The organism is Arthrobacter sp. ISL-48 (assembly GCF_018613805.1).
In the GTDB taxonomy this organism is placed as follows: Bacteria; Actinomycetota; Actinomycetes; order Actinomycetales; family Micrococcaceae; genus Arthrobacter.
Genome location: NZ_JAGGPL010000001.1, coordinates 23,127 through 49,759 on the forward strand (window position 1 = coordinate 23,127; position 26,633 = coordinate 49,759).

A 26,633-nucleotide genomic window follows, 5' to 3' on the forward strand; every position below is an offset into this window, starting at 1 on the left:
CATGAGTTCTTCAGAATCGACCAGCTCGGGAAGCGTCTTGGGAACAGCTGAAGCTGGCCGGACTTCCGATCCGTACGTGGCCGACCACGGTACGGACGCCTACAGCGTGTCCCGCTACGAACTTGACCTGGACTATCGGCTGTCCAGCAACAAGCTGGCGGGCCATGCGGTCCTGCATGCTGTGGCCGCCCGCCCGGCGTCCGCGATAGTTCTTGACCTGGCAGGGCTACGGGCCGGCAAGGTCTACCTCGATGGCCGTCGCGTCCGGCGCTTCACCCAGCGCGCGGAACAACTTGTGGTCCACCTCGAGACTGCACTCGTCGCGGGCGACGCCTTCGTCCTGGACATCCGCTACGAGGGCAACCCCTCACCCCGCCGTGGCCTGTGGGGCGAAGTGGGCTGGGAAGAGCTGAGCGACGGCGTTTTGGTGGCAGGACAGCCAGACGGGGCGCCGTCCTGGTTCCCCTGCAACGACCATCCCCGGAACAAGGCGAGTTACCGGATATCGGTGACCACTGACCCGAACTACCGGGCCGTCTGCAACGGAAAGCTGGTGGGCCATACCAGTCGGTCCAGCAGGGAAACGTGGACGTACGAGCAGGAAGAGCCCATGGCCACGTACCTGGCCACCGTCCAGATCGGCCGGTACGACGCCCTGATCCTTGACGCCGGAACAGCCCCCAACAGTGTCCTGCAAAGGGTGGCTGTTCCGGCAGCGCTGACTGACGCCGCCCTTCAGGGGCTCCGCCTACAGCCGGAAATGATGAGGACGTTCATCAACTGTTTCGGACCCTATCCCTTCGCTGAATACAGCGTGGTGGTGGCCGATGACGAGCTGGAAATCCCGCTGGAAGCGCAGACTCTATCGATCTTTGGCCGCAACCATTTGGGCCTGGACTGGGAAGCGCAGCGGCTGATCGCCCATGAATTGTCACACCAGTGGTTCGGCAATTCCCTGACCCTGAATGCCTGGACCGACATCTGGCTGCATGAGGGCTTCGCCTGCTATGCCGAGTGGATCTGGTCAGAGGCCGCCGGCATCATGCCGCTGCAGGACCGGGCAGCGTCGGCATGGCGGGGGCTCTCCGGCGAAGCTCAGGACCTTCTGATTGGAGACCCGGGTCCTGCCCTCATGTTCGATGACCGGGTCTACAAGCGGGGCGCCCTGGCCCTTCATTCCCTCCGCATCCGTTGCGGGGACCTTGCCTTTTTTGCCCTGCTGCAGGAATGGACAAGGACCCGGCGCCACGGATCCGTATCCACCCCCGACTTCATACTCCTGGCTGACAGGGTCGCCGGCATCGATTCGGATGCCCTGCTCCACCCGTGGCTGTTTGAAGAAGCCCTTCCTGCGCTGCCTCTCAAGGGGCGTCGGGCCTAGCCGGCCGGCTCATCCCAGGGCGGCCGCTGCGGCGAATGCCGGGGGCAGGCCGGTGTCAGTGAAATCGAGGTCAGCGACTCCGGGCAAGTTCGCTACCTCAATCGTCCGTGGATCCGTCCTAAGGCCCTCGCCCGTCATCTTGAGCCACGCCTCTTTCCGGACCCACAGACGGGCGCGCTCAGTCAACAGCGCGGGGCCGGAGAGGGACGCGACGGCGAGCCGTTCATCCTTTCCCAGGGCCACGGCGTCGAACCCGTCAAAGCCCATCCGGTTCGGGTCCTCGGCATCCACCCCCAGCCGCATACCCTTGGCCGGCGACGTAAGTCCTGCAAGCAGAATCCAGTCCTGCGTCCGTGCCAGGCTTAGCAGCACCGGCAGCTGTTCGCCGTTGCGTGCATAACCCGGCCTGCCGTGGGACAGTCCCGGGCCGGCGCCGCAGCGCGCGCAGGAGTAGGAGGACTCCAGCTCATCAGGCAGCAGATCCAGCAGTTCCGCGACGAAGCGGCGCAGGGCTGCCCTGCCCGCAATGAAGCGTTCCCGTGAAGCTGGTTCCATGGCCGCGGCACGAGCCGCCTCCACGGACTCCAGCAGGAGGGCATCCGCGCGGTGGTCACCGGAACCCGGAAAGCCCTCCTGCCTGCCGGTCCGCACGGCCCGAAGGACGAGTCCGGGCTCCATGGTCAGGTACTACCGCTGGACCGCATCGAATCGCTCCGCTGCGAGGGCAACGGCGCTTTCGCGGGCTGCCGAAGCCTCGTCCGCGGTGAGCGTCCGGTCATTGGCGCGGAACCGGAGACCGAAGGCCAAAGATTTCTTGCCCTCCTCGATGCCCTTGCCGGCATAGACGTCGAACAGCGCAACGTCCTCCAGGAGTTCCCCTGCGCCTTCGCGGAGCGCCGAGAGGACGTCGTCCGCCGATACCTCCCGCGGCACCACGAGGGCCACGTCCTGGGTCGCCACCGGGAAGGTGGAGATGTGGCGGGCAACAATGACGTCGGCGGCCGCTTCGAACAGGGCGTCCGCGTTGATCTCCAGTGCAACGGAACGGGCCGGCATGTCGGAGGCCGCAAGTAGCTTGGGATGCAGTTCACCGGCGTAGCCCACCACTTCGCCGGTGCGCAGTGAAAGCTGCGCGGTGCGGCCGGGATGGTAGGCCTGGTGCTTGCCTTGGCTGGCCACGATTTCCACGCCCAGGACGTCACCGGCGAGCCGGGCGATGTCCAGCGCATCCGCCCAGTCCCACGCACGGGGAGTGTGGGCGGCCGCGGCCGGCGAATCATGGCCGGTCAGGACGGCGGCGAGGTGCAGCGGCTGGTCCGGGACGCCGTCGTACAGTGCATCGAGCACCTCATCGGAGGGCTTGACGCCGAGCGGCGGAATGGAAGCCGTTCCCACAGTGTCACCGGGCAGGAACACGAGGCCGGACTCGAACAGTGCGAGGTCGCGGAAGCCGCGGGAGTGGTTGCGCTTGGCCACTTCGATCAGTCCGGGGAGGATGGAGGTCCGCAGGAAGCCCTGTTCCTCGCTGATCGGGTTGGCAAGCTTGACGGCCGTCCGCTCCGCCCCCGCCTCGGCCGCGCCGAAGGTGTCGTTGGACGCCTTGGACACGAAGGGGTAGGCAAGAACCTCCGTCAGGCCCGCATCCGCCAGCGCCTGGATCAGCCGGCGCCGTTGCTGCTGTACGCGGGTCAGCCCCCGGCCCGGAGGTGCCACCGGCAGCGTGGCCGGTATCTGGTCATAGCCCACCAGCCGCGCGATCTCTTCGGAGAGGTCCTCTTTGGTGTCGAGGTCGTTCCGCCAGCTCGGGGCAGTAACTGTCCAGCCGCCGTCGTTCTTCTCCACGACCGCGCCTAGGTCCTCGAGGGATGTGACGATCTGTTCTTCAGTGAAGTCGATCCCGATCCGTTCGGCGGCAAAAGCCGCCGGCAGGTGGATGGCGACGGCGTCCGGTGCAGTCCCGACGTCGGTACCCGCCTCGTCTGCGGTGCCGCCAGCGAGCTCAACCAGCAGGTCGACGGCTCGCTGGGCGGCGATGTTCGCCACCTGCCAGTCGACGCCGCGCTCAAAGCGCTTGGACGCTTCGGACGGCAGCTTGTGGCGCCGCCGTGAGCGGGCAATCGAAACTTCCTCGAAGTGGGCGGCCTCGATCAGGACCGTGGCAGTAGAGTCCGAAACCTCGGTGGACGCGCCGCCCATGACACCGGCAACGCCGATGGGGCCGGAATCGTCCGTGATCAGCAGGTCCTCGATATCGAGGGCGCGCTCCTTGCCGTCAAGGGTGGTGAGCTTCTCCCCCGCCACGGCACGCCGGACCACGATGTCGCCGGAGAGCTTGTCCTGGTCGTAGAAATGCAGCGGCTGTCCCAGCTCAAGCATCACATAGTTGGAAATGTCTACCGGCAGGGAGATGGAACGGATGCCAGCGAGGCGCAGGCGGGAGGACAGCCATGCCGGTGTGGGCCGCGTCGCATCCACGTCCCGGACGGTGCGGGCCACGAAACGGTCGCACCCCGGCTTGCCGTAAATGGGGGCGTCGTCGTTGAGCTTGACGCCGTAGCCGTTCAGGAGCTCCGCCGGCGCCTGGACCGTGGAGGCCGGGTCCGTGAACGAGGTTGCGGTAGCGTGCGCGTACTCCCGGGCGACGCCACGGATGGAGAACGCGTAGCCGCGGTCCGGCGTGACATTGATTTCCGCAGCCTCGTCGTAGAGGCCTAGCAGTTCCATCGCGTCGGTGCCAATTTCCGGGTCCAGGCCGATCCGGGACAGGACCAGGATGCCGTCGTGGTCCTCGCCGATCCCGAGTTCCCTCACGGAGGCGATCATGCCGGCGGACAGGTGCCCGTAGGTCTTCCGTGCTGAGATCTTGAAGTCACCCGGAAGCACAGCCCCCGGAAGCGTGACAACCACTTTGTCGCCCTCAACGAAGTTATGCGCGCCACAGATGATGCCCTGGACCCCGGACGGATCAATGCCGTCCCCCGTGAGGGTCTGCTCCCGGCCCTCAGGCACAACGCGGACCTGGCACCAGTTGATGGTCTTGCCGTTGGACTGCGGCTCCTTGATGATGCTCAGTACCTGGCCCACGACGACGGGGCCTTGCAGCGCATCTGTGGGGCGGTGGACGGCTTCTTCTTCAAAGCCGACCTTGACCAGTTCGGCCATCACGTCTTCGGCCGTTGCTCCGGCCGGTACCTGCGCAAATTCACGCAGCCAGGAAAGTGGGATACGCACTGTTAGATCTCCATCCCGAAGTGCTCGCTGAAACGTACGTCGCCTTCGATCATGTCGCGCATGTCGCCTACCTCGTTGCGGAACATCAGTGTCCGTTCGATGCCCATGCCGAAGGCAAAACCTGAATAGATATCGGGGTCAATGCCCGCTGCGCGGAGCACGTTGGGGTTGACCATGCCGCAGCCGCCCCATTCGATCCAACGCGGTCCGCCCTTGGCACCCGGGTGCCAGATGTCCAGCTCGGCTGAGGGCTCGGTGAAGGGGAAATAGTTGGGGCGGAGCCGAATCTGGGCTTCATCACCGAACATCTGCCGGGCAAAGTGCTCAAGCGTGCCCCGAAGGTCAGCCATGCTCAGGCTCTTATCGATGGCAAGGCCCTCGAACTGGTGGAAAACAGGTGTGTGCGTCGCATCCAGCTCATCGGTACGGAAAACCTTGCCAGGACACAGCACGTAAATTGGCAGCTGCCGTTCCAGCATGGAGCGGACCTGCACCGGTGAGGTGTGCGTGCGCATCAACAGATGGGCTTCCGGCGGCTCCACGAAGAACGTGTCCTGCATTTCGCGGGCGGGGTGGTCGGGCTTGAAGTTCAGCGCATCGAAGTTGAACCACTCCGATTCGACCTCCGGTCCCTCGGCGATTTCCCAGCCCATGCCCACGAAGATGTCGGCGACGCGGTCCTGGAGCGTTGACAGGGGGTGGCGGGCACCAGCCCGACGACGGCGGGGGGCGGCGGTGACGTCCACGGTCTCTTCGACCAGGATCCGGGCGTCGTTCTCGGCCTCCAGCTCGGCGGTGCGGTCCGCGAGCGCCTTGTTGACGCGTCCCCGGGACGACCCCATGAGCTTCCCGGCAACGGCTTTCTGGTCCTTCGGCAGACCACCGATCTCGCGGTTGGCGAGGCTGAGCGGGGACTTCTCGCCGGTATGCGCAAGCCTCACCGCCTTGAGTTCGTCAAGGGAGACAGCGCCGGCAATCGCGGCGATGGCATGGTCTACGGCGGCAGTGATGGCGGCTTCATCCAGAGGGTTCGGGATGGCGGCGCCCGGCAAAGTTTCAGTCATCTACTGTTCTTAGCTACGAGTCGGGGCTGATGAATTACCTCAATGACCAGGGCAGCCGTGCGCGGTTTCCCGGCAGCGCTTCCGTCACTGGCAGGTCACTTTGTGGATCCATGCTGGATGCATGCACTCAGTGACCAGGTCAGGGCACACCGGGACAAGTCCGGGGGCCACTATCCCCAGTCTAATTGAACCCCCCGGCTACCATGGCCTCATGACACAGCGGCAGCGCCCGCGGGTAGAACAGCCGTTGACGCCGGGACAGCGGATACGACAGCTCGCCAATCTGGCTAACGGCACCACAGTCCTGGGCCTCGCTCTTGCCCGGGCGGCACGCACTGCCGTCAGCCGAGGCCCGGGCGGCCTGGTCATCGCCTCCGGCTACCGCTGGCGCATCCCTTTCGCCGGCGCCTTCACAGTAGGCAACGTCGTGATCTGCCGCGCCGGAAAAGCACAGCTGACATCCAATCCGACCCTGCTGGGCCACGAGGAAAAGCACTGCACGCAATATGCGTGGTGCCTGGGGTTCCCTTTCCTCCCGCTCTATTTCCTCGCTGCAGCCTGGTCGCAGCTGCGCACGGGCAACCCGGCGTCAGCGAACTTCTTTGAACGGCTGGCCGGCCTGGAGGCCGGCGGCTACGTTGACATCAGCAATCCAAGGCCGGATCCCCGCGGCGCCGGTGGAATCGAGGTTTGACCATGGCAGAGACGAACACCAGGACTATCACCGTGACGGGAACGGGAATGGCCGAGGCGCCGCCTGACCTGCTGACGATTTCCGTAGGCGTCGAATGCCGGCGGGACAGTGTGGGCGAGGCCTACGCTGACGCAGGCGCAGCGTCCGCCGCTGTGTCGGCTGCGCTCCGGCAGCACCGTGTATCGGATGCCGACATTCGGACGTCCGGGTTGAACGTCCGGCCCGAGCTCGTCTGGCGCGACGGGGAGGGCCAGCGTGTCTCCGGTTACGTGGCGTCGAGCGTGCTCACTGCGCGCCTCCGCGAGGTGGCCGCTGCGTCCGCGGTGATTGCGGCACTCGTTGGGGCTGGCGGTGATGCCGTGCGACTCAACGGCCTTGAGCTCGGCTTTTCCGATGAGGGATCGGTCAAGGCCCGCGCCCGGGAAGCGGCGTGGCAGGATGCCCTTGCCGCGGCGGAACAGTTTGCGGCCCTGGCGTCGGCCCGGCTTGGCGCAGTCGTATCCGTTGCCGAGCACGCCGATGCGCCGGGGCCTCTTCCGCTGACCCGGATCCAACGGGCCGCCGCCGTCGAATCCATCAACGTAGAAGTTGGCCACGCAAGTATTGGCGCCAGTGTGGTGGTGGTGTGGACACTGCAGGACTGACGACCTCCCGCACCGGGCCTGAACTTGGCCACGACCGGGCGCAGCGCGTCGGTCCTTGACATATGTTCGAACATATCTTCGAATAGAGTCATGAGATGGGATGCACAAGCACTGATGCCGCGGCCCGCCGATGAGGCAGCAAGCTCTTCACCAGCCCTGCTCCCCCTCGCCGGATTGGTTCGCTCCGTCACCACTCCCGAGTTCGCTGGCATCACTTTCCATGAGGTCACTGCCAAATCGGTGCTCAACAAGGTGGTTGCCGGTTCGCGGATGCCGTTCGAGTGGACGGTTAACCCATACCGCGGCTGCAGCCACGCCTGCGTATACTGCTTTGCGCGCAAGAGCCACACCTACCTGGACTTTGATGCCGGGCTGGACTTTGACAGCCAGGTGGTGGTCAAGGTCAATGCCGCGGAAGTGCTCAGGAAGGAACTGGCCAGGCCGTCATGGGAACACCACCAGGTAGCCCTGGGCACTAACACAGACCCGTACCAGCGGGCAGAGGGCCGCTACCAGCTGATGCCCGGCATCATTTCGGCGCTGGCCGACTCCGGCACGCCGCTGTCCATCCTGACCAAGGGAACGCTGCTGGCACGCGACATTCCCCTCTTGAAGCGGGCTGCGGCGCAGGTGCCGGTGGGCGTCGGGATATCCCTCGCCATGACGGACGAAGCTCTTTCGGAAGCCGTGGAGCCGGGTACTCCTGGCCCGAGGGCCAGGTTGAAACTGGTCTCGCGCCTCCGGGATGCCGGGCTGCCCTGCGGCGTCATGGCCATGCCCATCCTGCCCTGGCTGTCAGACAGCGACGACGCCCTCGAGGCCCTGTTCAGGTCCCTGGCCACTGCCGGGGCTACCGGCGTCACCGCCGGCGCCCTGTATCTGAAACCCGGCACCCGCGAATGGTTCATGCAGTGGATCGCCAGGCACCATCCCCAGCTCACCGGACGCTATAAGGAGCTCTACGGCTCCGGGTCCTACGCCTCCAAGGAGTACCGCAACTGGCTTAGCGGCAAGATCCGCTACTTCAAGCAGCGCCATGGTTTCTCCGGTTCCGCTGGCTTCAGCCACCGCGATCTGGAGGACGATCCGCGGGGCGAAGAAGCGCAATACCCTGCCGGCAGCCTCCCGGCAGGTGGGCCAGGGACCGCACAACAGTCGGCGGGGGTTACCCGGCCCGCCGCCAACGGCCCACGTGAGCAGCCCACCCTTTTCTAGGACTGGTTTACTCAGGAGCTGACGGCCCTCAGCGGCCGCTCTGCTGGAGTCCTGATGATCCGCCGGCAGCCGAACGCGTCCGCGCGCCGAGGGAATCCAACAGTGCCCGGACAATCGGGAAGTCGGCAGGAATCCAGGGAAGGCTGAGAGCTTCATCACCCTTCCCCAGGCCGATCCATCTCAGTTCGTCGTGATCCTCAAGCGGCACGGGTTCACCCTCACAGATTTCCGCCAGCCAGACCCGCATGGACGCGCGCTCATTCAGGGGCCAGCCGGCTGCGGTGGCGGCGCGCAGCTCAGACCCCAGCCGAACCCCTATCCCCAACTCCTCCCGCAGTTCCCGGTGGAGAGCTGCCTCCGCCCCCTCACCCTCTTCAACTTTTCCGCCAGGAAATTCCCAGAGCCCGGCAAACTGCTTGGGGGCGGTGCGCCGCGCCACCAGAAGCCGCCTGGGATCCGCCAAGGAGTCAACTACAGCTCCGCCGACTACGAGTATCTGTCCAGTCACCGCCCCATTGTATGGGGGACAATGGACAGGGCCCTTCCCTCTCCGCGTCCGGCCCCTCCCAAACCCTGTCCCGTCCTGCACCGGAACACCTCCCACCCGATGGGCTACTAAAATATGACTTATTACGTATTCCGGCCGCAGCAGCGGTTTCCAGCATCTTCCCGAAAAGCAGGCACATGAGCAGCGCCGTCCAGACCATGACCCCAACGACCCGAACCGCGAAAGTTGCGCCGGCCATCATTTCCCTGGCCATGGGCGGATTCGGCATCGGCGTCACCGAGTTCACCATGATGGGCCTCCTGAAAGAGGTGGAGCAGGGACTCAACATCACAACCCCCGAGGCTGGTCATCTGATTTCCGCCTATGCCCTCGGGGTCGTGGTGGGCGCGCCGTTGCTGGCCGCAGTCGGAGCCAAACTGCCCCGTAAGCACCTTGCCCTGGGGCTGATGATGTTCTTCAGCCTGGCCAACCTGACGTCGTTCATCGCCCCCGACTATGGCAGCATGCTCATATCCCGCTTCGCGGCAGGGCTCCCGCACGGAGCGTTCTTTGGTGTAGCAGCGGTTATCGCAGCGTCATTGGTCCCACCTACCCGGCGGGGCTGGGCTATCTCCATGGTCATGGCCGGCCTGACAGTTTCAAACGTGGTCGGTGTGCCGCTCGCCACATGGGTGGGCCAGGCCTTTGGCTGGCGCCTGCTTTTCGTCCTGGTGGGAGCAATAGGCCTGCTGACCCTGGGCCTGCTGTGGAAGTTTGTCCCGTTCCAGGAAGCCCATCCTGAGGCGAGCATCCGCCGGGAGCTCGGAGCCCTCAAACGGCTGCAGGTGTGGCTGGCCATCCTGATCGGCATCGTCGGCTTCGGCGGCTTTTTCGCCACCTACACCTATATTGCCCACACTATGACCTTTGTCGCGGGCATCCCGTCGTCCCTGCTTCCCGTCGTGGTCGCTTTGTATGGCCTGGGAATGGTGGCCGGCAACATCGTGGGCGGCAGGATCGCCGACAAGTCCGTGATGGGGACCATCTACCGTGTCCTTCCGGGCATCGCCGTCGCCTTGGTGGTCTACGCCGTAGCGGTCCACTGGCAATGGTCTGCGTTTGTCATGGTGTTCGTGGTCGGTGCGGCCGGTTGCATGCTCGTGCCCGCCTTGCAGACCCGCCTCTTGGACGCGTCACCGGACGCGCCGTCGCTGGCCTCATCGCTCAACCATGCGGCCCTCAATGTGGCTAACGCGTTGGGCGCCTTCCTGGGAGGCGTGGTGATCGCATGGGGCTGGGGTTATGTTGCACCGGCCCTGGTCGGCGCTGTTCTGGCCATCCTGGGCCTGGGCGTAGCTGCCGCCAGCGGCTTGAGCGTCAGCAATGGTCCGGCCGCTCCAACTTAGCGCCATGGGAGCCGCCGGGCGCCGAAGGTCAGGCCTGCGCATCCTGAGGCTTGGCGTCGGCCGCGTGGTCACGACTGAAGGCTTCGGTGCGCTGTAGATCGGGTTCCAGGTATATGACCCGGGCAATCGGAACGGCTCTCCGGATGCGTGACTCGGCACTGTCAATGGCGGCCGCGATGTCGCGGCCGGTATCGGAGGCGCCGATGGCGATCTTGGCCGCCACCAGAAGCTCCTCCGGCCCGAGGTGGAGAGTCTTCAGGTGGATGACGCGGGTCCCGTCGGCTTCGATGGCCTGGCTGATCTTGGCCACGTCGCCCCGGGTCGCCGACTCACCCAGCAGCAGGGATTTGGTTTCCACGGCCAGCACCACAGCGATGGCCACCAGCAACAGTCCAATCATGCCGGTACCCAGGGCATCCCAGATTCCATTGCCCGTGATGAGCGTCAGCCCGACCCCTACGAGGGCAAACGCCAGTCCGAGCAGGGCCCCGAGGTCCTCCAACAGAATGACCGGGAGTTCCGGCTGCTTGGCGGTGCGGACGAAACTCACCCAGCCCTGCTTTCCCCGGATATGGTTGGACTCCAGGATGGCCGTCCGGAACGAAAACGACTCCGCGACGATGGCCCCAATGAGCACGGCCAGGGGTACCCACCAGAAGTCACCTTCGATGCCATGCGGATGCTGCAATTTCCCCCAGGCCTCGTAGAGCGCGAAGAGGCCGCCGACGCTGAAGAGCACAATCGACACAATGAACGCATAGATGTAGCGTTCCCGGCCGTACCCGAACGGGTGCTCCGCACTTGCCTCCTTCCTGGCCCGCTTGCCACCTATCAGCAGGAGCAACTGGTTGCCGGAGTCCGCCACAGAGTGGATGGCCTCCGCCAGCATGGACGATGACAGGGTCAGGATAAACGCGACGAATTTGAGGACGGCGATGGTCAGGTTTGCAGCAAGAGCCGCGACGATCGCCTTGGTACCGCCATTTGCAGCCACGGAGGCTTCACCTCTTCAGGATTACGGATAAGTAAGGGAAAATGCAGAGCCGGCAACGGTTCCGCCCATGAATACCGTACCTGCCGCGACGTCCGACACGCACCTCTCACGGGCAGTAAGCATGCTGACAATAAGGGTGCTGTGTGTTAGCTTGATGACTAATCGGGACGAATGAATCCCGACGAATATGAAGGAGGAGACATGGGTTTTCTTGCTTGGATTATTCTCGGCCTCATCGTAGGGGCCATCGTTAAGGCCGTCATGCCCGGTAGGGTCGGAGGCGGCTGGGTCACCAGCCTCGTACTCGGCGTTGTTGGTGCGATCGTAGGCGGCTGGATTGGAAGCCTCCTGTTCGGCAAGGGCGACCTTGCCTTCTTTGATCTCGGCACCTGGATCCTTGCGATCATCGGCGGCCTGGTAGTTGCCGGCGTCTACGGCGCCATCACGGGACGCAGCGACAGGACCACACGCGCACCCTGATTGCCGATTTCACACCTGAAAGATTCATACAGAAAGGGCCCCGGAGATCACTCCGGGGCCCTTGCCTTTCACACCCTGCCGGTCCAGCCTTCGCAATCAAACTCTGCCCCGTCAAACTCTGCCAGCCCGCACTATCTCCTTAGCCAGCGACCCACGTACCTAGCAGACGCAGACCTCAGGCAGGCGCAGAGACACTGCCCTGCTGGGACCGTGCACTGGCGTATAAACAGACCGTGGCCGCCGTGCCGAGGTTGAGGCTTTCCGCGGTGCCGTAGACGGGTACCGCCACCCGCTGGTCTGCCAGCGCCAATTCAGCCTCCGAGAGACCCTGGGCCTCGTTTCCGAAGAGCCATGCGGTGGGGCGTTCAAGGGCGTAAGCCGATTCAGCAGTGGAGGCTGCCAGGCGGCGGGCGGCGTTTTCGTCCTGGAGGATGTCGAGGTTCAGGTCACCGTAGCCGTCGGCGGCCAGGAGGCCAATCCCCCGCGCCCTGCAGGCGGCTGCCACTTCGTGGATGTCGGCCCCGAGGACCACAGGCAGGTGGAAAAGGGAACCGGCGGTCGAGCGGACCGCCTTGGGATTGTAGATGTCCACGCTGGAGCCGGTCAGGACCACAGCGTCGGCGCCCGCTGCATCCGCGGCCCGGAGTACAGTGCCGGCGTTCCCGGGATCCCTGACCTGGCATAGGACGGCGATAAGGCGTGGCCCGCCGTCGAGCACTTCTTCAAGGCTGACGTCCACGAAGCTGCACACGGCGATGATGCCCTGAGGATTCACGGTGTCCGCCATGGCCGCGAGCACATCGTCCGTGGCCAGCCTGGCGTTGGTTCCCTCTGCCAACTCGTCGAATTCCGGGAAACGGTCAAGGCATGCTTCACTGGCGAAGACCTCGTGCACAATGCCCGGCGCCCCGGCAGCGATCCGCTGCTGGTGCAGCTTCAGGGCTTCGCGCACGGCCTGCGGGCCCTCTGCCAGGAACTGTTCCCGCTTTAAGCGGGCCGGGCGCCCGGCAAGTTTCGCCACGTCCTTGACCCGATCGGCTCGGGGGTTGGATAGTGGGAAGTCTTGCGGGCGCCCGGTTTCGTTCATATAAGAACTTTAGTGGCTGTTGCCGCCGGTCCTTGAACGGCTGCCAGTGCAGGCAGCGTCCGGTTGCTACTCGGCAGCTGCAGTCTTCGTTGCAGCCTTCGCCTTCGGGGCCTTGGCGGCCTTGGGCGCTGCTTCAGCCTGGGCGGCCGGAGCGGAGGTGTCTGCGGGCAGGGAATCCTTGGCGATGTTCACCAGGGCCGCGAAAGCGTTGGCGTCCGAGACGGCCAGCTCGGCCAGCATGCGGCGGTCAACCTCGACCTCAGCGGCCTTGAGGCCCTGGATCAGTCGGTTGTAGGTGAGACCGTTGGCGCGGGAGGCAGCATTGATGCGCTGGATCCACAGGCGGCGGAAGTCACCCTTCTTCTTCTTACGGTCACCGTAGCTGTACACAAACGAGTGCAGCAGCTGCTCTTTGGCCTTGCGGTACAGGCGTGAACGCTGTCCCCGGTAGCCCTTTGCGCGTTCGAGGATAACCCTGCGCTTCTTGTGGGCGTTTACCGCCCTCTTCACACGTGCCACGTGCGTACTCCTTCAGAATTCTGATCCCAAGCGTCTACTGCCGGAAACCCGGCCGGCCTGAGAAGGCTTTTTGGTAGTTGACTGCTGCCGGGTGGCAAGCAGTCAGAAAACTTGGAAATTAGATGCCGAGCATCTTCCGGATGACCTTGGCGTCGCCCTTGAAGACGATCTTGTCACCGGCAAGGCGACGGGTCAGCCTGGAGGACTTGTGCTCAAGGTAGTGGCGGCGGTTGGCCTGCTGGCGGCGCAGCTTGCCGCTGCCGGTCAGCTTGAAGCGCTTCTTAGCACCACTGTGGGTCTTCATCTTCGGCATGGAAACCGATCTCCTTACGTAGCCACAGACACTGTCTGCAGTTCTTTCGTGCAGCCGCCCCTGCGGGCGGCATGCTGGTTGCGTACTGCTGGAGGATAAACCTCCTGCAGCTTTGAACTAGGTGGTCTTCTTGCCTGCCGGCTTCGGGGCCGCCTTGGGCGCCGGCCTTGCAGCAGGCTTAGGGGCTGCAGGCCTGGCCACCGGCTTCGGCGGCGAGGGCACGGCGGCCGGCCTCGGAACAGCGGGAGCAGCCGGAGCAGGCGCTGCTGCTGCAGGCTTGGCAGCTTCCGGCGCCTTGACGGCAGGGGCAGCTGCCTTGGGAGCCTCGCGCTTGGGAGCGGCAGCCTTTGGAGCCGCCTGCCTGGGTGCTTCCTTGGGTGCAGTTTCCTTCGGAGCAGTATCCTTGGGTGCTTCCTTCGGAGCAGCTTCCACCGCCGGAACTTCAGCGGCCGATTCAGCTACCGTGGCTTCGGTCGCTGCGGCTTCGACTGCTGCAGGCGCCTGGGTTTCGGTTGCATCGGTTTCCGCTGCCTCGGTCTCCGGCTCTGTGGAGATAGCGAAACCTTCCGGAAGAAGATCAGCCAGGGACTGGGTCAACGGTGCCTGGTCGCTGCCGGAAACATCAATGCGCCCGGATGCCTTGGCTTCGTTCTCGGCCTTCGCTTCAGCGCGCTGAGTGGCGCGCCGCGCTTCGGCCTTGGCTTCGGCTTTGTTCTTCAGCGGCCCCACGACCATCACCATGTTGCGGCCATCGATGCGGGGGCTGGACTCAACTACCCCTACGTCGGAGACGTCGTCCGCAAAACGCTGGAGCAGGCGGATGCCCATCTCCGGACGCTGCTGCTCGCGGCCGCGGAACTGGATCATCGCCTTCACCTTGTCACCGGCGCCGAGGAAGCGGAGGGCATGCCCGCGCTTGGTCTCGTAGTCGTGGGTGTCGATCTTCAAGCGGAAGCGGATTTCCTTGAGAACCGTGTTGGTCTGGTTCTTCCGGGCTTCACGTGCCTTGACGGCGGCCTCGTACTTGTACTTGCCGAAGTCCATCAGCTTGCACACCGGAGGCTTCGCCTGCGGTGCAACTTCAACGAGATCAAGATCGGACTCGGCAGCCAAACGCAGGGCATCCTCAATACGGACGATTCCTACCTGTTCACCTGCAGGGCCGACCAGCCGCACCTCGGGGACGCGGATACGCTCATTGATTCTTGGCTCGCTAATGTTAAAGCTCCTGTGTTCGTTGTGGGTATTCCACCGACAAAATAGAGAAGGCCCCCAATTGCCGGAGCAATCGAAGGCCTCGAAGATCGGATGTACGGCCTCCAAAGGAGACTGCACGCATATTCCCCGGCCTACGCCTGGGGTGATGCCCGACCGGTACCCGGCAACCTTGCTTCCCAGGAATCACTTCCTGCGGGAAATCGGCTGACGCGGGTGGGAGAGAACTCCGCTTGCAAACTGCATGCCATTCTACAGAGAAAATCCCTCACAACGCAGCTTGGCGCCGGTGGGATCTTACACAGCAAATAACGACATTCAGTCGGTCTGTGACAAGCTTACCAGTATGAGCACCCCAGAGAGTAATTCACATGTTTTCGCGCCCGCGGATTCCCACGGTGACGTGACCCAGCACATCCGGGACATCTCCGAAGTGCCGGCCATTGAGGTCATCACGACGGCGGCCGTCCACCTCATGAGCGCAGCAGCAGTGAAGCTCGGGCTGGCCGCCGAAGACAATGCCGAGGAGCTTAAGGACCTGGATGAGGCCCGCAAGCTCATCACCGCCCTCGCAGGGCTGGTGACTGCTGCGGCACCCGAGATCGGTTCCCAGCATGCCGGACCCTTGCGCGATGGCCTGCGGTCGCTGCAGCTCGCCTTCCGCGAAGAATCCATCATCCCGGACGCACCAGGCAAGGGCCCCGGCGAGAAGTACACAGGTGCCGTCAACTGAGCGCACACAGGGTATAAAGATTCCCAGCGGGTTAAGCCAGGTTTAGGCCGCGGCGCGGCGGCGCCGGCGCTGCTGGAGCAGCAGCCCCACGAGGCACAGCGCAACGCCTGCCGCGCCCACTGACACGAACCCGCCCGACGGCCCCATGCCGTCGATGAAGACGCCCGCCAGGGGCGCACCGAAAGCCACGCCTCCTGTCAGCGCCGAGCCGTACCAGCCCATCGCCTCGCCGCGCCGGTCCTCGTCCACCAACTCAGCCACCTTTTCGGACGCCGCTGAGAGCACCGGCGCGCAAAGCAAGCCCGGAAGGATGGACACGAGGGCCAGCGTCCAGGTGTCATGGGCGAACCCCATCGGAATGGTCAGGGCCGCCATCCCCAGCAACAGGACAATCGGTGAAACGGGGCGGTGCATCGCGCCGTAGACCAGGCCGCCTACCACTGATGCCGCGCACCAGAACAGGAAGACGAGTCCGATCTCCCCCTGGTGTCCGCCCTTCTCAAGGGCTGCGACGATGCCGACATCGGTGCCGCTTAGGACCATTCCTGCACCGGCTGCAACTGCGAACACGGCGGCCACCGTGGCGGTGAACCACGTAAAGTTGTGCGCCACCTTGCCCCGGAGCCCTGCACGGGCATCCGCTGTGGACCGGTGGGCCCCCGCGGGGGCGAGCTCTGCAGCGGCTTCCTGGAGGTGGGCCGGTGCGGCGGAGACCACTGCGACTTCGGCCGCGTACTGCTGGTCGGCTTCGCATTCTTCTGTCCGGAGTGGGCTACGGGTAGCCGGATTGAACCACATCAGGAACAGTCCAGCCAGGGAAGTGGACACTCCGACAACGGTGAGTCCCAGGACGGTGTAGCCGCTAGTGGCCACAATCGCTCCGGCTGCGGGGCCGATCATGAACACCACTTCGGTAGTGATGGCGTCCAAAGCGAAAGCCGTGCGCCGCTGGTCGCCGTCGGCAAGGACCCCGAGGGATTGGCGCACCACACTGAAGATCGGCAGGGTGAGCAGCCCGCCAACGAACACCAACGGCAGCAGCCATTCGTAGGACACGTGCGGAACTACGGACCAGATGACCGTTTCTGAGACGACCGACGGGATCAGGGCCTTGCGCAGGCCTACGGTGTCCACGCGTCGGCCCCGCCAGGGAGCTCCCACCGCAATGCCTATGGTCATCACCGCTGCCGCAGCTCCCGCCGCGGCATAACCCTGGCCGAGGGTGAGGACGATGTGCAGGGTCAGCAGCACACCTGCCGCCGAATGGGGTATGCGGGCGATCATGCCGACCAGAAGCAGCCGCCTGATGGGCTGGACGGCCAGCAGCTCCCGGTAAAGAGCGAAGTTCACGAAAGAATCCTTTGGTCTGCCGGCGGCAGCCAGGGGATCTCCCCGCTCACCGCCCGCTACTGTGCTGCGCGCCTCAACTTGATTTCGATAGAGTCAACCCGCTCACCAAACAATACATTCCGGGACCACGCCTGTTGGAGCCCCGATAGCAGCTCCTGGACCGCGGCGGCGTCGAGCCCGTCCTCAAGGTAGAGCACCACCTGCAGTTCGGGTCCTGCTCCTCCACCCGGGAGCACCACTTCCCTTCCTGCGACGGCCGGTACGCCCGAACCCGGCAGGAGGGCGATCCGCCGTACAGCCGGGAATGCGGCCGCGGCAGAGCTAATTTCGGTGGCCAGCGCTTCATCGGCGTAGGAGGGAACCCATTCCCGCTGTTGCGCCAATGCCCACACCGCAGGACGCCGGACTACCCAGGTCCGGTCAGTGCCCGGATCAAGCACCATGAGTTCAGCGCCTTCGGCCACTGCGGACAGGGCGGCCCTCGCCGCATACACGGCCACGGGCCGTGCTTCAGGGTGCCAGTCCGCCAGAGCCGCCGCTGACGTGAAGGCCGGCATCGCGGTCCGGCCGTCGGCGGCCTTGAGCGTTACGAGTGCCATGTCCGCCTGTTTGTCCGATGACAAGCCCTCAACGCCCTCCGCTTCTTCGGCGAGCTGCGCAATGATCGGGATGAAAACCCGGGCGGTCGCCAGCGAAGCCACCACCGCTGCCTCATCGCCGCTGCCGTTCAGGAGCGCCCTGACGGCGGCGAGGTAGCCGGCATCGGCCGTACCGTCGTCGTCCTCGAAGTTGTGGATCTTGCCGTCGTCCCCGGCCAGGCTCCGGCCAGCCCAGGGCTGGCCGGCCGAGTCGGTGGCGCCTCCGGCACCGGCCAGGGCCGCGGCAATGTGTCCGGGAAGGTGGCGCGGGACCGGTCCGTTTGCAGCGGTGCTCGCGTTATCCCTGGAATCCACTGATACTGCCTAGCGTCGGCCGGCGACGTCGAGGGCTTCCGGGAGGGTGAACGCACCGGCATACAGGGCCTTGCCGACGATTGCGCCCTCCACGCCGAGCGGAACCAGGGAACGAAGGACCTTCAGGTCGTCAAGGCTTGAGATCCCGCCGGAAGCCACCACGGGCTTGCCTGTTTTCTCCACCATTTGGCGCAGCAGCTCGACGTTGGGGCCTTGGAGCGTGCCGTCCTTGGTGACGTCGGTGACGACGTAACGGGAGCACCCGGCCTCTTCCAGCTGTCCCAGGACATCCCAGAGGTCGCCGCCTTCCTTGGTCCAGCCGCGCCCGGCCAGCGTCGTGCCGCGGACGTCGAGGCCGACGGCGATCTTGTCACCGAAGCGTTCGATGGCGCGCCGGGTCCACTCAGGGTTTTCCAGCGCCGCGGTGCCAAGGTTGACGCGTGCAACGCCGAGGTTTAGGGCCGCCTCCAGCGAATCGTCGTCCCGGAGTCCGCCGGAGAGCTCCACCTTGATGTCCAGCCGGCCCACCACTTCGCGCAGCAGTTCAGCGTTCGACCCGCGGCCGAAAGCCGCATCCAGATCCACCAGATGCACCCATTCTGCGCCCTGCTGCTGCCAGTTCAGGGCCGCCTCCAGCGGAGTACCGTAACTCGTCTCGCTGCCTGCCTCGCCTTGGACCAGGCGAACTGCCTGGCCATTGACGACGTCGACGGCGGGCAGCAGTTCAAGAACCGGCAGATCGTGTGCGGTGGTCATCTCAAATCCTCAGTGTGGGTGAAGGCAGTGGGTTTCGGGCTGGCTGGCACGTGGCTAGTTGCCTGGGAACGTCAGGAGGTAGGCGGCCAGCAGCGACATGCCGGCGAGGACGTAGAACCCGATTTGGGTCCAGAGCGGATTGTGCTGCTGCCTGAAGGACAGGGCACCGCCCACGAGGAGGCCGGCGAGTCCCATCAGGACAATTGACCACATCTAGGCGGAACCGTCAGTTGCCGGGGTTTTGCGGAGTGTGTTCACCCAGTTGCGCAGGAGCCGGGCGCCGGCGTCCCCGGACTTCTCCGGGTGGAATTGGGTTGCGCAGAGGGGCCCATTCTCCACTGCGGCAATGAAGGGCGCTCCATGCTCGGACCAGGTGACCAGCGGCGGAGCCATTCGCGGCTGCACCACATCGAAGGTCCAATCCTGGACGCCGTAGGAGTGCACAAAGTAGAAGCGCTCATCCTCGACGCCTGCGAAAAGCTTTGAACCTTCCGGTACCTTGACGGTGTTCCAGCCCATGTGCGGTACGACCTCAGCCGGGAGGAGCTCGACTTTGCCGGGCCACTCCCCCATGCCTTCGGCTTCCGTCCCGTGCTCGACACCGGCTTCGAACAACACCTGGAGTCCGACGCAAATAGCCAGCACGGGCCGGCCGCCGGCTACCCGCCTGCCGATGAGCCGGATGCCATCTACGGCCTTCAGCTCGCGCATCACGGTTTCGAAGGCGCCGACGCCGGGCACTACGAGTCCGTCCGCGTTGAGAACGTCCGCCGGCTTGGCGCTGAGGATGACCTCGGCTCCGGCGCGTTCCAGGGCACGCACGGCAGAGCGGACGTTACCGGAGCCGTAGTCCAGGACTGTGACGGTGGGCTTGCCCTCGGGCGACGCCGGCTTCTTCAAGGCGGCAGGATCGATCACGGCACCCTCCCGCACGATGGGGCCGTTCACAGCGCACCCTTGGTGGAGGGAATTCCCTCGACGCGCGGATCGGGCTCAACAGCCGCGCGGAGGGCACGAGCGAACGCCTTGAACTGTGCTTCCACAATGTGGTGCGGATCCCGGCCCGCGATGACGTTCATGTGCAGGCAGATGCCCGCGTGGAGGGTGATCGCCTCAAAGACGTGGCGCGTCAACGAGCCGGTGAAGTGGCCGCCGATCAGGTGGTACTCCTGCCCGGCGGGCTCACCTCCGTGCACCAGGTAGGGGCGGCCTGAAACATCCACGACGGCGTGCGCCAGTGCTTCATCCAGTGGCACCGTGGCTTCTCCGAAGCGGCGGATCCCGGCCTTGTTGCCCAACGCTGTGCGAAGGACCTCGCCGAAGGTGATGGCCACGTCCTCCACCGTGTGGTGGACGTCTATGTGCGTATCGCCGGTGGCCTTGACCGTCATGTCGATGAGCGAGTGCTTGCACAGTGCGGTCAGCATGTGGTCGTAGAACGGGACCGACGTATCGATGTCCGAGACCCCGGTGCCGTCGAGGTTAATCTCCACGAGCACCGACGATTCACTGGTGGCACGCTCCAGGCGTGCGCTCCGGGCATCGGCGGCATTCGATCCGGTGGAAGTCATGGTCATATGTCCTTTAGGAGAAGGAGTTAGGCAGGCGCGGACAGCGCCGCTCATTCAAGTTTAGGCGGGGAGCCTGTCCTGGCCGGCCAGGATGCCTTCAAGCGACGTCAGAAATGCTGTGGTTTCCGCCTCAGTTCCAGCGGTGACCCTCAGGTGGCCAGGAATACCAACATCCCGGATCAGCACACCGGCATCCAGCAGTTCCTGCCAGACGTCGTGGGGGCGGTCCAGGCCACCGAAGAAGACATAGTTCGAGTCAGAGGCGGCAGGCTTGAGACCCATCCTGGTCAGTTCCGAGACAATCCGGTCCCGCTGCTTCTTAATGTCCTCGACGTCAGCCATCAGCGCCTCGCGGTGCTGGAGGGCGGCGAGGGCGGTTGCCTGGGTGATGGCCGAGAGGTGGTAGGGCAGGCGCACCAGCCGAAGGGCGTCCGTCACTTCGGGCGCCGCAGCCATGTAGCCGATGCGCGCACCGGCCAATGCAAAAGCCTTGCTCATGGTCCGCGAGACGATGAGGCGCTCCCTTCCCGGCAGCAGCGTCAGGGCACTTGGCGTGCCGTCGTGGGCGAACTCGTGGTACGCCTCATCCACGATCACGATGGTCTGGGTGGCCTCACCTGCCGCGTAGACGGCTTCGACGACGTCGAGGGTGAGGCCTGTGCCTGTGGGGTTGTTCGGCGAGCACAGAAAGACGATGTTCGGCTGCAGTTCTTTGACCTGCAGCGCAGCCGACTCGGCGCTTAGGCCATAGCCCTCAGCACGCCTGCCCACGATGTACTCGGTATCGGTTCCGCTCGCAAGCAGCGGGTACATGGAATACGTCGGCGGGAAGCCCAGGGCCTTGCGCCCCGGCCCTCCAAAAGCCTGGAGGATGTGCTGGAGCACTTCATTGGAGCCGTTGGCCGCCCAGATGTTTGTAGCATCGAGGCCATGGCCGAGGTATTCGGCCAGCGCCTCCCGGAGGGTGGTGAACTCACGGTCCGGGTATCGGTTCAGACCAGCAGCCGCTTCCGTCACTGCCGCGCTGATTGCCGCCCGCACGTCCGCCGGAACGCCATGGGTGTTTTCGTTGACGTTGAGCAGAATGGGCACATCCAACTGCGGAGCACCATACGGGGTCAGGCCGCGGAGGTTGGTCCGGAGGGGAAGTCTGTTCAGACGCTCTAGCTGGTCATTCACCTGAACAGTTTAGTGCCCGGACACATGCCCGGAAAATGTGACGGCGTGCGGCCCCTTGGGAGAGGGTTTTGGCCGGGTCCGTTGGGAGAGCCGGGAGCTGGAGAGTGGCAACTGGCGAGCGACTGCTGGGACGACGGCTACCCCAAACACGGTGTGCTGCTTAGGGAGATTGCTATTTTGCGGGAACAAACAGCTGCTGGCCCGGCACGACAACACCGGAGCTGAGGTTGTTGAGCTGGACGATGTCAGCTATCACGTCGCGGGCGTCCCTTTCTGGCGCCACCGTGCCGGCGATCGCCCAGAGCGACTCGCCGGACTGGACCGTGACCGAGACCGTTGGGGTCAGGGCGAGGTCCGCCGCGGTGTCGGCTGCCTTGGCTGGGGCAGTGAGGAAGCCTGCCAAGGAGAGCAGCAGGGCGGCCACAAGCATCAAGGGGATGCCGATGAGGACAATCTTCCCCCTCCTCGTGAGCCGCAAAGGCGGAAGGGACTCCTTGCGCGCCCGGGATCCTGAGTCCGGCAGCGACGTGAGGTGCTGTACGGAGACGAATTGCGGACGGGAATCCTGCGAAGCAGATATAGCTGACATGAAATGAGCCCTCCTGGACCATACTGTGCTGCTCGGTGTGTCCCATGCCTGCCTGGCAGTCGGCCCTTACCGCTTCGGATATTCGAAGCAATCCAGACGATCCAAGTCATTAGTAGAACACATGTTCGAACTTTGCTTTCTCAGTTTTAGCACTTATCAACGAACATTGTCGAGACTCGCTAGAACAAATGTTTGAAAAAGCCATGCAGCTGCCCTACGTTTGGAACAAGGAACAACCACCTCTGTAGTTGATCAGCAGGGTCTGACAATTCAGGCCGGACGTCCCCGGCATAGCCGCCGGAATGGCCCGGGCAACGGAAAGGCATTGGCGAACATGGCAGCACCAGCCGCCGAGGGCAGGGCGACCCAGCGGGGCCGGCAGCCCCAGCGGGCCCCCAAAGGGCTCACCGCACGCCAGAAGAAGATCCTCGAGACTATCCAGCGTTCGGTCAACGACAACGGGTACCCGCCTTCCATGCGGGAGATCGGTGACACCGTGGGCCTTGCCAGCCTTTCCAGCGTGACGCACCAGCTATCCCAGCTTGAAAAACTTGGATACCTTCGCCGGGACCCCAAGCGTCCGCGTGCAATGGAGGTTCTGATGCCACTCACGCTCGACGGCGGAGCGGTCAAAGGTTCCGGCCAAGCGAAGCCTGCGGTCCTGCACGGCGCCATTGGAGGGGCAATTGCGGAGCTGCCCTCTGCCATGGACACAGCAATGGTCCCGCTTGTGGGCCGGATAGCGGCCGGTGGTCCCATCTTCGCCGACCAAGTAGTCGAAGATGTGATGCCGCTGCCCCGCCAGTTGGTGGGACAGGGCGAACTGTTCATGCTGCGCGTGGCCGGGGACTCCATGGTGGACGCCGCGATCTGCGACGGCGACTGGGTCGTGGTCCGCAGGCAGGCCGATGCAGTCAACGGTGATATCGTTGCCGCCCTGCTGGACGACGAAGCCACCGTCAAGACTTTCCGCCAGCGCGACGGACACACGTGGCTGCTTCCGCAGAACACCCAGTACGAGCCGATCCTTGGAGACCACGCCACCATCATGGGCAAGGTCGTCTCGGTACTGCGCTCGCTATAGGGTATGCCCCTCTAAAACCCTCCGGCTCAAGAGCTCTCCTTAGCCAACCTTTCCAGGGCGGCGAACGCGATCTTGCGGTCCGTGGTGGGCCAGAATGGCGGCAGCGCCGCCCGGAGAAACCCAGCGTAACGCTCCGTGGCGAGCCGTGAATCAAGCACAGCCACAACGCCCTTGTCTCCCGTGGAACGGATCAGCCTGCCTGCCCCCTGGGCGAGGCGGATGGCCGCGTGGGTGGCAGACACGGTCATGAATCCATTGCCGCCCGCCTGGGCCACTGCACGGGACCGTGCGGTCATCAGCGGATCATCCGGACGCGGAAACGGAATGCGGTCGATCACCACCAGCCGGCACGATCCGCCGGGGACATCCACGCCCTGCCACAGGGACATGGTCCCGAAGAGGCACGTGTCCGGCTCGTCGGCGAACTGCTTGACCAGCGCCGTCATGGTGGAGTCCCCTTGGCAGAGGATGCTCATGCCGAGCCGTGGCCGCATCGCCTCAGCGGCCTCTTCGGCCGCGCGTCGTGAGGAGAAGAGGCACAGTGCGCCGCCGCCGGAGGCCCGAATCAGCGCCTCAAGTTCGTCCAGGGCCTCAGGTGAGGCGCCGCGGCCGGGCTTGGGCAGGTGCCCGGCAACGTAGAGGATCCCCTGCTTCGGGTAGTCGAAAGGAGACCCGACGTCGACGCCGGTCCAGCGGGGGGCGCCGTCTCCAACCAGACCCAGCCCGCCGGCCGCCGGTTCAAAGGCGGAACCGATGGCGAGGGTGGCCGACGTCAGCACCACTGTGTGGCCCGCAAACAAGCCTTCGCGGAGCCTGCCTGCGACGCTTAGCGGGGCAATGTTGATGAGGACGGGAGAGGTCTCGTCGGGCTGCGAGTAGCCCTGCTGGGGATCAAAGGTGCTGGCACGGGAGAACCATACAACCTCCCGGTTTTCCTTGGCTGCAACGAGCCTTTCGCACAGTTCAAGAATCAGCAGGAGCCTGGAACGGGCCAGCTGCCGCCCGCCGTCGGCGGTTGTATTGCTGTCCCCCTTGGAGTCCGAGAGGGCGGCCCGGCAGGCCTCGCGGAGCTGGTCGACGCAGTCCAGCTGTTCATCGTTCAGGCCGTTGGGGAGCAGCCCGTTTGGCACCCCTGCGAGGGCCACCTCAAGGTTGGCGGCCGCCGCGTTCAAGGCGTCGACGGTGATGGCTGTGTGCTTCCGCGCACCCGCAGCTGCGGCGTGGACCATGGCCACGGATAGCTGCCCGGACACGGCGCCGGTTACGCGGTCCTGGAGTTCGTGTGCTTCATCCACCACCACGACGTCGTATTCGGGAAGGACTGCCAGTCCTTCGAAGGCGCTGACGGCGAGCATGGCGTGGTTGGTGACCACGACGTCGGCCTCGGCAGCGTCGTGGCGCGCGAGTTCGCTGAAGCATTCAGCCGCGAGCGGGCATTTCTGGGCCCCCAGGCACTCCATGGAGGTTACGGAAACCTGCCGCCAGGCGCGGTCTGTGACGCCGGGCAGCAGCTCGTCGCGGTCACCGGTGGCGGTCTTTTCCGCCCACTCGCGCAGGCGCACCACTTCCTTGCCAAGCTGCGACGATGGCCCGCCCAGGGCGGCGGCGAAATGCGGCACGCTCGTGTCCTCGCCGAGGGAGAACAGTTGGCCCTCTGCGGGCTCCTCCGAGGGGAAGCCGCCTTCGAGCTTATGCCGGCACACATAGTTGGAGCGGCCCTTGACCAGGGCAACTTTGACCGGGCGGTCCAGGGCAGGAGTGATGGTCTTCAGGAGTCGCGGAAGATCGCGGCCCACGATCTGGGTTTGCAGCGCGAGGGTTGCTGTGGAGACCAACGTGGGCTTGTCGCTGACAAGCGAGTGTGCAATGAGCGGAATGAGGTACGCGAGGGACTTCCCGGTACCGGTTCCGGCTTGCACCAGGAGGTGGTCCCCCGTTTCGATGGCCCTGGCTACCTGCCGCGCCATTTCGTGCTGGCCACTGCGGCTTTGGCCTCCCATGCCGGCCACGGCGCGGTCGAGCAGTTCAATCACGAACTGCTCGCCGGCCGTATCCGAGATCTCCCCGGCCGCCAACTCAGTCATTACTGATGAATGATTCCAGTTCAGCCGCGAGGCCCTCGCGGACCATCACTACCGCACGCGTTCCGTCCTCGCCGTGATCCAGGCTCAGGATCTCGGCGTCTGTTTCGTGGAGCTTGCTGATCAGGTCACCCCGGTTGTAGGGGATGAGCAGCTCCAGCTTGACGCTCGGCCGCGGAATCGATTCGCTGATTGCCTTGAGCAGCTCCGCGATGCCCTCGCCTGTCCGGGCCGAGACCACCACATGGCGGGGTTCGCGCTGCTTAAGTCGCTCCACGACAAACGGATCCGCCGCGTCCGCCTTGTTGAGCACGATGATCTCTGGCACCTTGCGCGCGTCCACTTCGCTGAAGACCTTGCGGACGGCAGCGATCTGGCCTTCCGGATCCGGGTGCGAGGCGTCCACGACGTGCAGGATCAGGTCTGAGTCCGCCACTTCCTCAAGGGTGGAACGGAACGCCTCCACCAGCTGGGTCGGCAGCGAGCGGACAAAGCCCACCGTGTCCGCGAGGGTGTAGCCCAGCCCGTCGGCGGTCTCGGCTTTACGGACGGTGGGGTCCAGGGTGGCGAAGAGGGCGTTCTCCACGAGCACCCCGGCATCGGTCAGCCGGTTCAGCAGCGATGATTTACCCGCGTTGGTGTACCCGGCGATGGCGACGGACGGCACTGAATTACGACGCCGGTTGGCACGCTTGGTTTCCCGCGCCGGCTTCATGGCGGCTATTTCGCGCCGCAGCTTGGCCATGCGGGTCCTGATCCGGCGGCGGTCCAGTTCGATCTTCGTCTCACCGGGACCACGCGAGCCCATGCCCGCCCCGGCGCCGCCCACCTGGCCACCGGCCTGGCGGGACATCGATTCACCCCAGCCACGCAGGCGCGGCAGAAGGTATTCAAGCTGTGCCAGTTCCACCTGGGCCTTGCCCTCGCGGCTCTTGGCGTGTTGGGCGAAGATATCGAGGATCAGCGCCGTGCGGTCAATAACCTTGACTTTCACGATGTCCTCAAGGCCACGCCGCTGGGACGGTGCCAGTTCGGCGTCCACCACTACGGTGTCAGCGCCCGTGGCCATCACGACATCCTTGAGCTCAAGGGCTTTGCCTGAACCCAGGAAAGTACCCGGATCCGGCTTCGCACGGCGCTGCACCATGCCGTCCAGGACCTCGGAGCCGGCAGTTTCGGCCAGGGCAGCAAGCTCGCGAAGGGAGTTCTCGGCGTCGGCCAGCGTACCCTCGGTCCAGAGCCCGGCGAGCACCACGCGTTCAAGGCGCAGTTGGCGGTATTCGACCTCGGTGACGTCTTCGAGTTCGGTGGACAGGCCAGCCACACGGCGGAGCGCCCGGCGTTCTTCGAGATCCTGTTGGTCACCGTCGTAACTGGTGTGCTCCTCGTCCAGGCGGGAGATCGCCTGGGCCTTGCCGAACACGCCCTTGCCGTTGCCGTCAGCAGTGCCGACATTCCTGGCCGGTACGTCCTTGGAGAGAATCCGGTCGATGACAGCTTGGATTTCCTCAGGACTCATATCCTGGGCTGCTGGATCGGAACCGGTGTTGGGCTGGCTGGTCATGGTCTCCTTTGAAGATTCGGCATTTCCAGAATAGTGCCGATTA

The 26,633-nt window shown here is 64.8% G+C and carries 27 protein-coding genes; 8 read left to right on the forward strand and 19 right to left on the reverse strand.

Annotated elements, in window-relative coordinates:
• Nucleotide 1 precedes the first annotated feature (1 nt).
• A complete protein-coding gene (locus J7E83_RS00090) occupies nt 2-1,381 on the forward strand; it encodes a M1 family metallopeptidase (RefSeq protein ID WP_214958398.1) in 1,380 nt (459 codons plus the stop codon).
• Nucleotides 1,382-1,390: 9 nt separating this feature from the next.
• Here the strand turns inward: J7E83_RS00090 and J7E83_RS00095 are convergent, their stop codons facing one another.
• Genes J7E83_RS00095 through pheS form a run of 3 tightly spaced genes read right to left on the reverse strand, consistent with a single transcriptional unit; the run spans nt 1,391 to nt 5,676 of the window.
• Complete coding sequence (locus tag J7E83_RS00095; RefSeq protein WP_214958399.1) at nt 1,391-2,059, reverse strand: 4'-phosphopantetheinyl transferase superfamily protein; 669 nt, start codon at nt 2,057-2,059, stop codon at nt 1,391-1,393.
• 9 nt (nt 2,060-2,068) lie between these two features.
• Nucleotides 2,069-4,612, reverse strand: a complete 2,544-nt coding sequence (pheT, locus tag J7E83_RS00100; protein WP_214958400.1) for a phenylalanine--tRNA ligase subunit beta — start codon at nt 4,610-4,612, stop codon at nt 2,069-2,071.
• A 2-nt stretch (nt 4,613-4,614) separates the two neighbouring features.
• Nucleotides 4,615-5,676 carry a phenylalanine--tRNA ligase subunit alpha gene (gene pheS, locus J7E83_RS00105; protein ID WP_214958401.1) on the reverse strand — a complete coding sequence of 354 codons (1,062 nt, stop codon included), beginning with the start codon at nt 5,674-5,676 and terminating at the stop codon, nt 4,615-4,617.
• A gap of 211 nt (nt 5,677-5,887) precedes the next feature.
• Between pheS and J7E83_RS00110 the strand changes: the two genes are divergently transcribed.
• From J7E83_RS00110 to J7E83_RS00120, 3 genes are all read left to right on the forward strand, one after another.
• The gene (locus J7E83_RS00110) at nt 5,888-6,370 is read left to right on the forward strand and encodes a hypothetical protein (RefSeq protein ID WP_251043256.1); all 483 of its coding nucleotides are present in this window, start codon (nt 5,888-5,890) and stop codon (nt 6,368-6,370) included.
• A gap of 2 nt (nt 6,371-6,372) precedes the next feature.
• The gene (locus J7E83_RS00115) at nt 6,373-7,014 is read left to right on the forward strand and encodes an SIMPL domain-containing protein (RefSeq protein WP_214958402.1); all 642 of its coding nucleotides are present in this window, start codon (nt 6,373-6,375) and stop codon (nt 7,012-7,014) included.
• 90 nt (nt 7,015-7,104) lie between these two features.
• Nucleotides 7,105-8,229: an Rv2578c family radical SAM protein gene (locus J7E83_RS00120; protein ID WP_214958403.1), complete on the forward strand. Its 1,125-nt coding sequence runs from the start codon at nt 7,105-7,107 to the stop codon at nt 8,227-8,229.
• Between the two features lie 28 nt (nt 8,230-8,257).
• On the opposite strand, the gene J7E83_RS00125 is transcribed toward J7E83_RS00120, so the two are convergent.
• Nucleotides 8,258-8,737: a (deoxy)nucleoside triphosphate pyrophosphohydrolase gene (locus J7E83_RS00125; protein WP_214958404.1), complete on the reverse strand. Its 480-nt coding sequence runs from the start codon at nt 8,735-8,737 to the stop codon at nt 8,258-8,260.
• 176 nt (nt 8,738-8,913) lie between these two features.
• Here J7E83_RS00125 and J7E83_RS00130 point away from each other — a divergent pair, with 176 nt between their 5' ends.
• Nucleotides 8,914-10,122 (forward strand): MFS transporter, encoded by a 1,209-nt coding sequence (locus J7E83_RS00130; protein WP_214958405.1) that lies wholly within the window; start codon nt 8,914-8,916, stop codon nt 10,120-10,122.
• Between the two features lie 28 nt (nt 10,123-10,150).
• Here the strand turns inward: J7E83_RS00130 and J7E83_RS00135 are convergent, their stop codons facing one another.
• Complete coding sequence (locus tag J7E83_RS00135; protein WP_214958406.1) at nt 10,151-11,116, reverse strand: cation diffusion facilitator family transporter; 966 nt, start codon at nt 11,114-11,116, stop codon at nt 10,151-10,153.
• Nucleotides 11,117-11,317: 201 nt separating this feature from the next.
• Here J7E83_RS00135 and J7E83_RS00140 point away from each other — a divergent pair, with 201 nt between their 5' ends.
• On the forward strand, nt 11,318-11,596 hold the full coding sequence (locus J7E83_RS00140) for a GlsB/YeaQ/YmgE family stress response membrane protein (protein ID WP_214958407.1): 279 nt from the start codon (nt 11,318-11,320) through the stop codon (nt 11,594-11,596).
• 175 nt (nt 11,597-11,771) lie between these two features.
• On the opposite strand, the gene J7E83_RS00145 is transcribed toward J7E83_RS00140, so the two are convergent.
• From J7E83_RS00145 to infC, 4 genes are all read right to left on the reverse strand, one after another.
• Entirely contained in the window at nt 11,772-12,683 is a 912-nt protein-coding gene (locus J7E83_RS00145) for an RNA methyltransferase (protein ID WP_214958408.1), read from the reverse strand.
• A gap of 66 nt (nt 12,684-12,749) precedes the next feature.
• Nucleotides 12,750-13,202 carry a 50S ribosomal protein L20 gene (rplT, locus tag J7E83_RS00150; RefSeq protein WP_214958409.1) on the reverse strand — a complete coding sequence of 151 codons (453 nt, stop codon included), beginning with the start codon at nt 13,200-13,202 and terminating at the stop codon, nt 12,750-12,752.
• 118 nt (nt 13,203-13,320) lie between these two features.
• Entirely contained in the window at nt 13,321-13,515 is a 195-nt protein-coding gene (gene rpmI, locus J7E83_RS00155) for a 50S ribosomal protein L35 (RefSeq protein ID WP_009358635.1), read from the reverse strand.
• 117 nt (nt 13,516-13,632) lie between these two features.
• Nucleotides 13,633-14,691 carry a translation initiation factor IF-3 gene (gene infC / locus J7E83_RS00160; RefSeq protein ID WP_311379542.1) on the reverse strand — a complete coding sequence of 353 codons (1,059 nt, stop codon included), beginning with the start codon at nt 14,689-14,691 and terminating at the stop codon, nt 13,633-13,635.
• 385 nt (nt 14,692-15,076) lie between these two features.
• On the opposite strand from infC, the gene J7E83_RS00165 reads away from it, so the two are divergent.
• The gene (locus J7E83_RS00165; protein WP_214958410.1) at nt 15,077-15,463 is read left to right on the forward strand and encodes a DUF1844 domain-containing protein; all 387 of its coding nucleotides are present in this window, start codon (nt 15,077-15,079) and stop codon (nt 15,461-15,463) included.
• 42 nt (nt 15,464-15,505) lie between these two features.
• Here J7E83_RS00165 and J7E83_RS00170 read toward each other — a convergent pair whose 3' ends face one another.
• The 8 genes from J7E83_RS00170 to J7E83_RS00205 form a co-directional block, all read right to left on the reverse strand.
• Nucleotides 15,506-16,813: an MFS transporter gene (locus tag J7E83_RS00170; protein ID WP_214958411.1), complete on the reverse strand. Its 1,308-nt coding sequence runs from the start codon at nt 16,811-16,813 to the stop codon at nt 15,506-15,508.
• Between the two features lie 56 nt (nt 16,814-16,869).
• Entirely contained in the window at nt 16,870-17,766 is an 897-nt protein-coding gene (locus J7E83_RS00175; RefSeq protein ID WP_214958412.1) for an SseB family protein, read from the reverse strand.
• Between the two features lie 9 nt (nt 17,767-17,775).
• A complete protein-coding gene (priA, locus tag J7E83_RS00180; protein WP_214958413.1) occupies nt 17,776-18,522 on the reverse strand; it encodes a bifunctional 1-(5-phosphoribosyl)-5-((5-phosphoribosylamino)methylideneamino)imidazole-4-carboxamide isomerase/phosphoribosylanthranilate isomerase PriA in 747 nt (248 codons plus the stop codon).
• A gap of 54 nt (nt 18,523-18,576) precedes the next feature.
• Entirely contained in the window at nt 18,577-18,717 is a 141-nt protein-coding gene (locus tag J7E83_RS00185; RefSeq protein WP_214958816.1) for a hypothetical protein, read from the reverse strand.
• 18 nt (nt 18,718-18,735) lie between these two features.
• Nucleotides 18,736-19,470 (reverse strand): imidazole glycerol phosphate synthase subunit HisH, encoded by a 735-nt coding sequence (gene hisH, locus J7E83_RS00190; RefSeq protein WP_214958414.1) that lies wholly within the window; start codon nt 19,468-19,470, stop codon nt 18,736-18,738.
• Complete coding sequence (gene hisB / locus J7E83_RS00195) at nt 19,467-20,093, reverse strand: imidazoleglycerol-phosphate dehydratase HisB (RefSeq protein ID WP_214958415.1); 627 nt, start codon at nt 20,091-20,093, stop codon at nt 19,467-19,469. Before hisB ends, hisH begins: the two co-directional genes overlap by 4 nt.
• A 60-nt stretch (nt 20,094-20,153) precedes the next feature.
• Nucleotides 20,154-21,272, reverse strand: a complete 1,119-nt coding sequence (locus J7E83_RS00200) for a histidinol-phosphate transaminase (RefSeq protein ID WP_214958416.1) — start codon at nt 21,270-21,272, stop codon at nt 20,154-20,156.
• Nucleotides 21,273-21,444: 172 nt separating this feature from the next.
• Nucleotides 21,445-21,861, reverse strand: coding sequence for a LysM peptidoglycan-binding domain-containing protein (locus tag J7E83_RS00205; RefSeq protein WP_214958417.1), 417 nt, complete (start codon nt 21,859-21,861; stop codon nt 21,445-21,447).
• A gap of 334 nt (nt 21,862-22,195) precedes the next feature.
• Here J7E83_RS00205 and lexA point away from each other — a divergent pair, with 334 nt between their 5' ends.
• A complete protein-coding gene (gene lexA / locus J7E83_RS00210; RefSeq protein ID WP_214958418.1) occupies nt 22,196-22,945 on the forward strand; it encodes a transcriptional repressor LexA in 750 nt (249 codons plus the stop codon).
• Between the two features lie 26 nt (nt 22,946-22,971).
• Here the strand turns inward: lexA and J7E83_RS00215 are convergent, their stop codons facing one another.
• The gene (locus tag J7E83_RS00215; protein ID WP_214958419.1) at nt 22,972-25,029 is read right to left on the reverse strand and encodes an ATP-dependent DNA helicase; all 2,058 of its coding nucleotides are present in this window, start codon (nt 25,027-25,029) and stop codon (nt 22,972-22,974) included.
• Nucleotides 25,022-26,590: a GTPase HflX gene (hflX, locus tag J7E83_RS00220; protein ID WP_214958420.1), complete on the reverse strand. Its 1,569-nt coding sequence runs from the start codon at nt 26,588-26,590 to the stop codon at nt 25,022-25,024. The genes J7E83_RS00215 and hflX overlap by 8 nt, the downstream gene beginning before the upstream one ends.
• Nucleotides 26,591-26,633: the final 43 nt, after the last annotated feature.

Bases quoted from the DNA above. Each gene is read 5' to 3' on its own strand.
- J7E83_RS00130 (WP_214958405.1), top strand. From the start codon at position 8,914: ATGAGCAGCGCCGTCCAGACCATGACCCCAACGACCCGAACCGCGAAA.
- pheS (WP_214958401.1), bottom strand. From the start codon at position 5,676: ATGACTGAAACTTTGCCGGGCGCCGCCATCCCGAACCCTCTGGATGAA.
- J7E83_RS00205 (WP_214958417.1), bottom strand. From the start codon at position 21,861: ATGTCAGCTATATCTGCTTCGCAGGATTCCCGTCCGCAATTCGTCTCC.
- rpmI (WP_009358635.1), bottom strand. From the start codon at position 13,515: ATGCCGAAGATGAAGACCCACAGTGGTGCTAAGAAGCGCTTCAAGCTG.
- hisB (WP_214958415.1), bottom strand. From the start codon at position 20,093: ATGACTTCCACCGGATCGAATGCCGCCGATGCCCGGAGCGCACGCCTG.
- priA (WP_214958413.1), bottom strand. From the start codon at position 18,522: ATGACCACCGCACACGATCTGCCGGTTCTTGAACTGCTGCCCGCCGTC.
- hflX (WP_214958420.1), bottom strand. From the start codon at position 26,590: ATGACCAGCCAGCCCAACACCGGTTCCGATCCAGCAGCCCAGGATATG.
- J7E83_RS00120 (WP_214958403.1), top strand. From the start codon at position 7,105: ATGAGATGGGATGCACAAGCACTGATGCCGCGGCCCGCCGATGAGGCA.
- J7E83_RS00185 (WP_214958816.1), bottom strand. From the start codon at position 18,717: ATGGGACTCGCCGGCCTCCTCGTGGGCGGTGCCCTGTCCTTCAGGCAG.
- J7E83_RS00115 (WP_214958402.1), top strand. From the start codon at position 6,373: ATGGCAGAGACGAACACCAGGACTATCACCGTGACGGGAACGGGAATG.
- lexA (WP_214958418.1), top strand. From the start codon at position 22,196: ATGGCAGCACCAGCCGCCGAGGGCAGGGCGACCCAGCGGGGCCGGCAG.
- J7E83_RS00145 (WP_214958408.1), bottom strand. From the start codon at position 12,683: ATGAACGAAACCGGGCGCCCGCAAGACTTCCCACTATCCAACCCCCGA.
- J7E83_RS00095 (WP_214958399.1), bottom strand. From the start codon at position 2,059: ATGGAGCCCGGACTCGTCCTTCGGGCCGTGCGGACCGGCAGGCAGGAG.
- J7E83_RS00165 (WP_214958410.1), top strand. From the start codon at position 15,077: ATGAGCACCCCAGAGAGTAATTCACATGTTTTCGCGCCCGCGGATTCC.
- J7E83_RS00110 (WP_251043256.1), top strand. From the start codon at position 5,888: ATGACACAGCGGCAGCGCCCGCGGGTAGAACAGCCGTTGACGCCGGGA.
- J7E83_RS00140 (WP_214958407.1), top strand. From the start codon at position 11,318: ATGGGTTTTCTTGCTTGGATTATTCTCGGCCTCATCGTAGGGGCCATC.
- J7E83_RS00215 (WP_214958419.1), bottom strand. From the start codon at position 25,029: ATGACTGAGTTGGCGGCCGGGGAGATCTCGGATACGGCCGGCGAGCAG.
- J7E83_RS00090 (WP_214958398.1), top strand. From the start codon at position 2: ATGAGTTCTTCAGAATCGACCAGCTCGGGAAGCGTCTTGGGAACAGCT.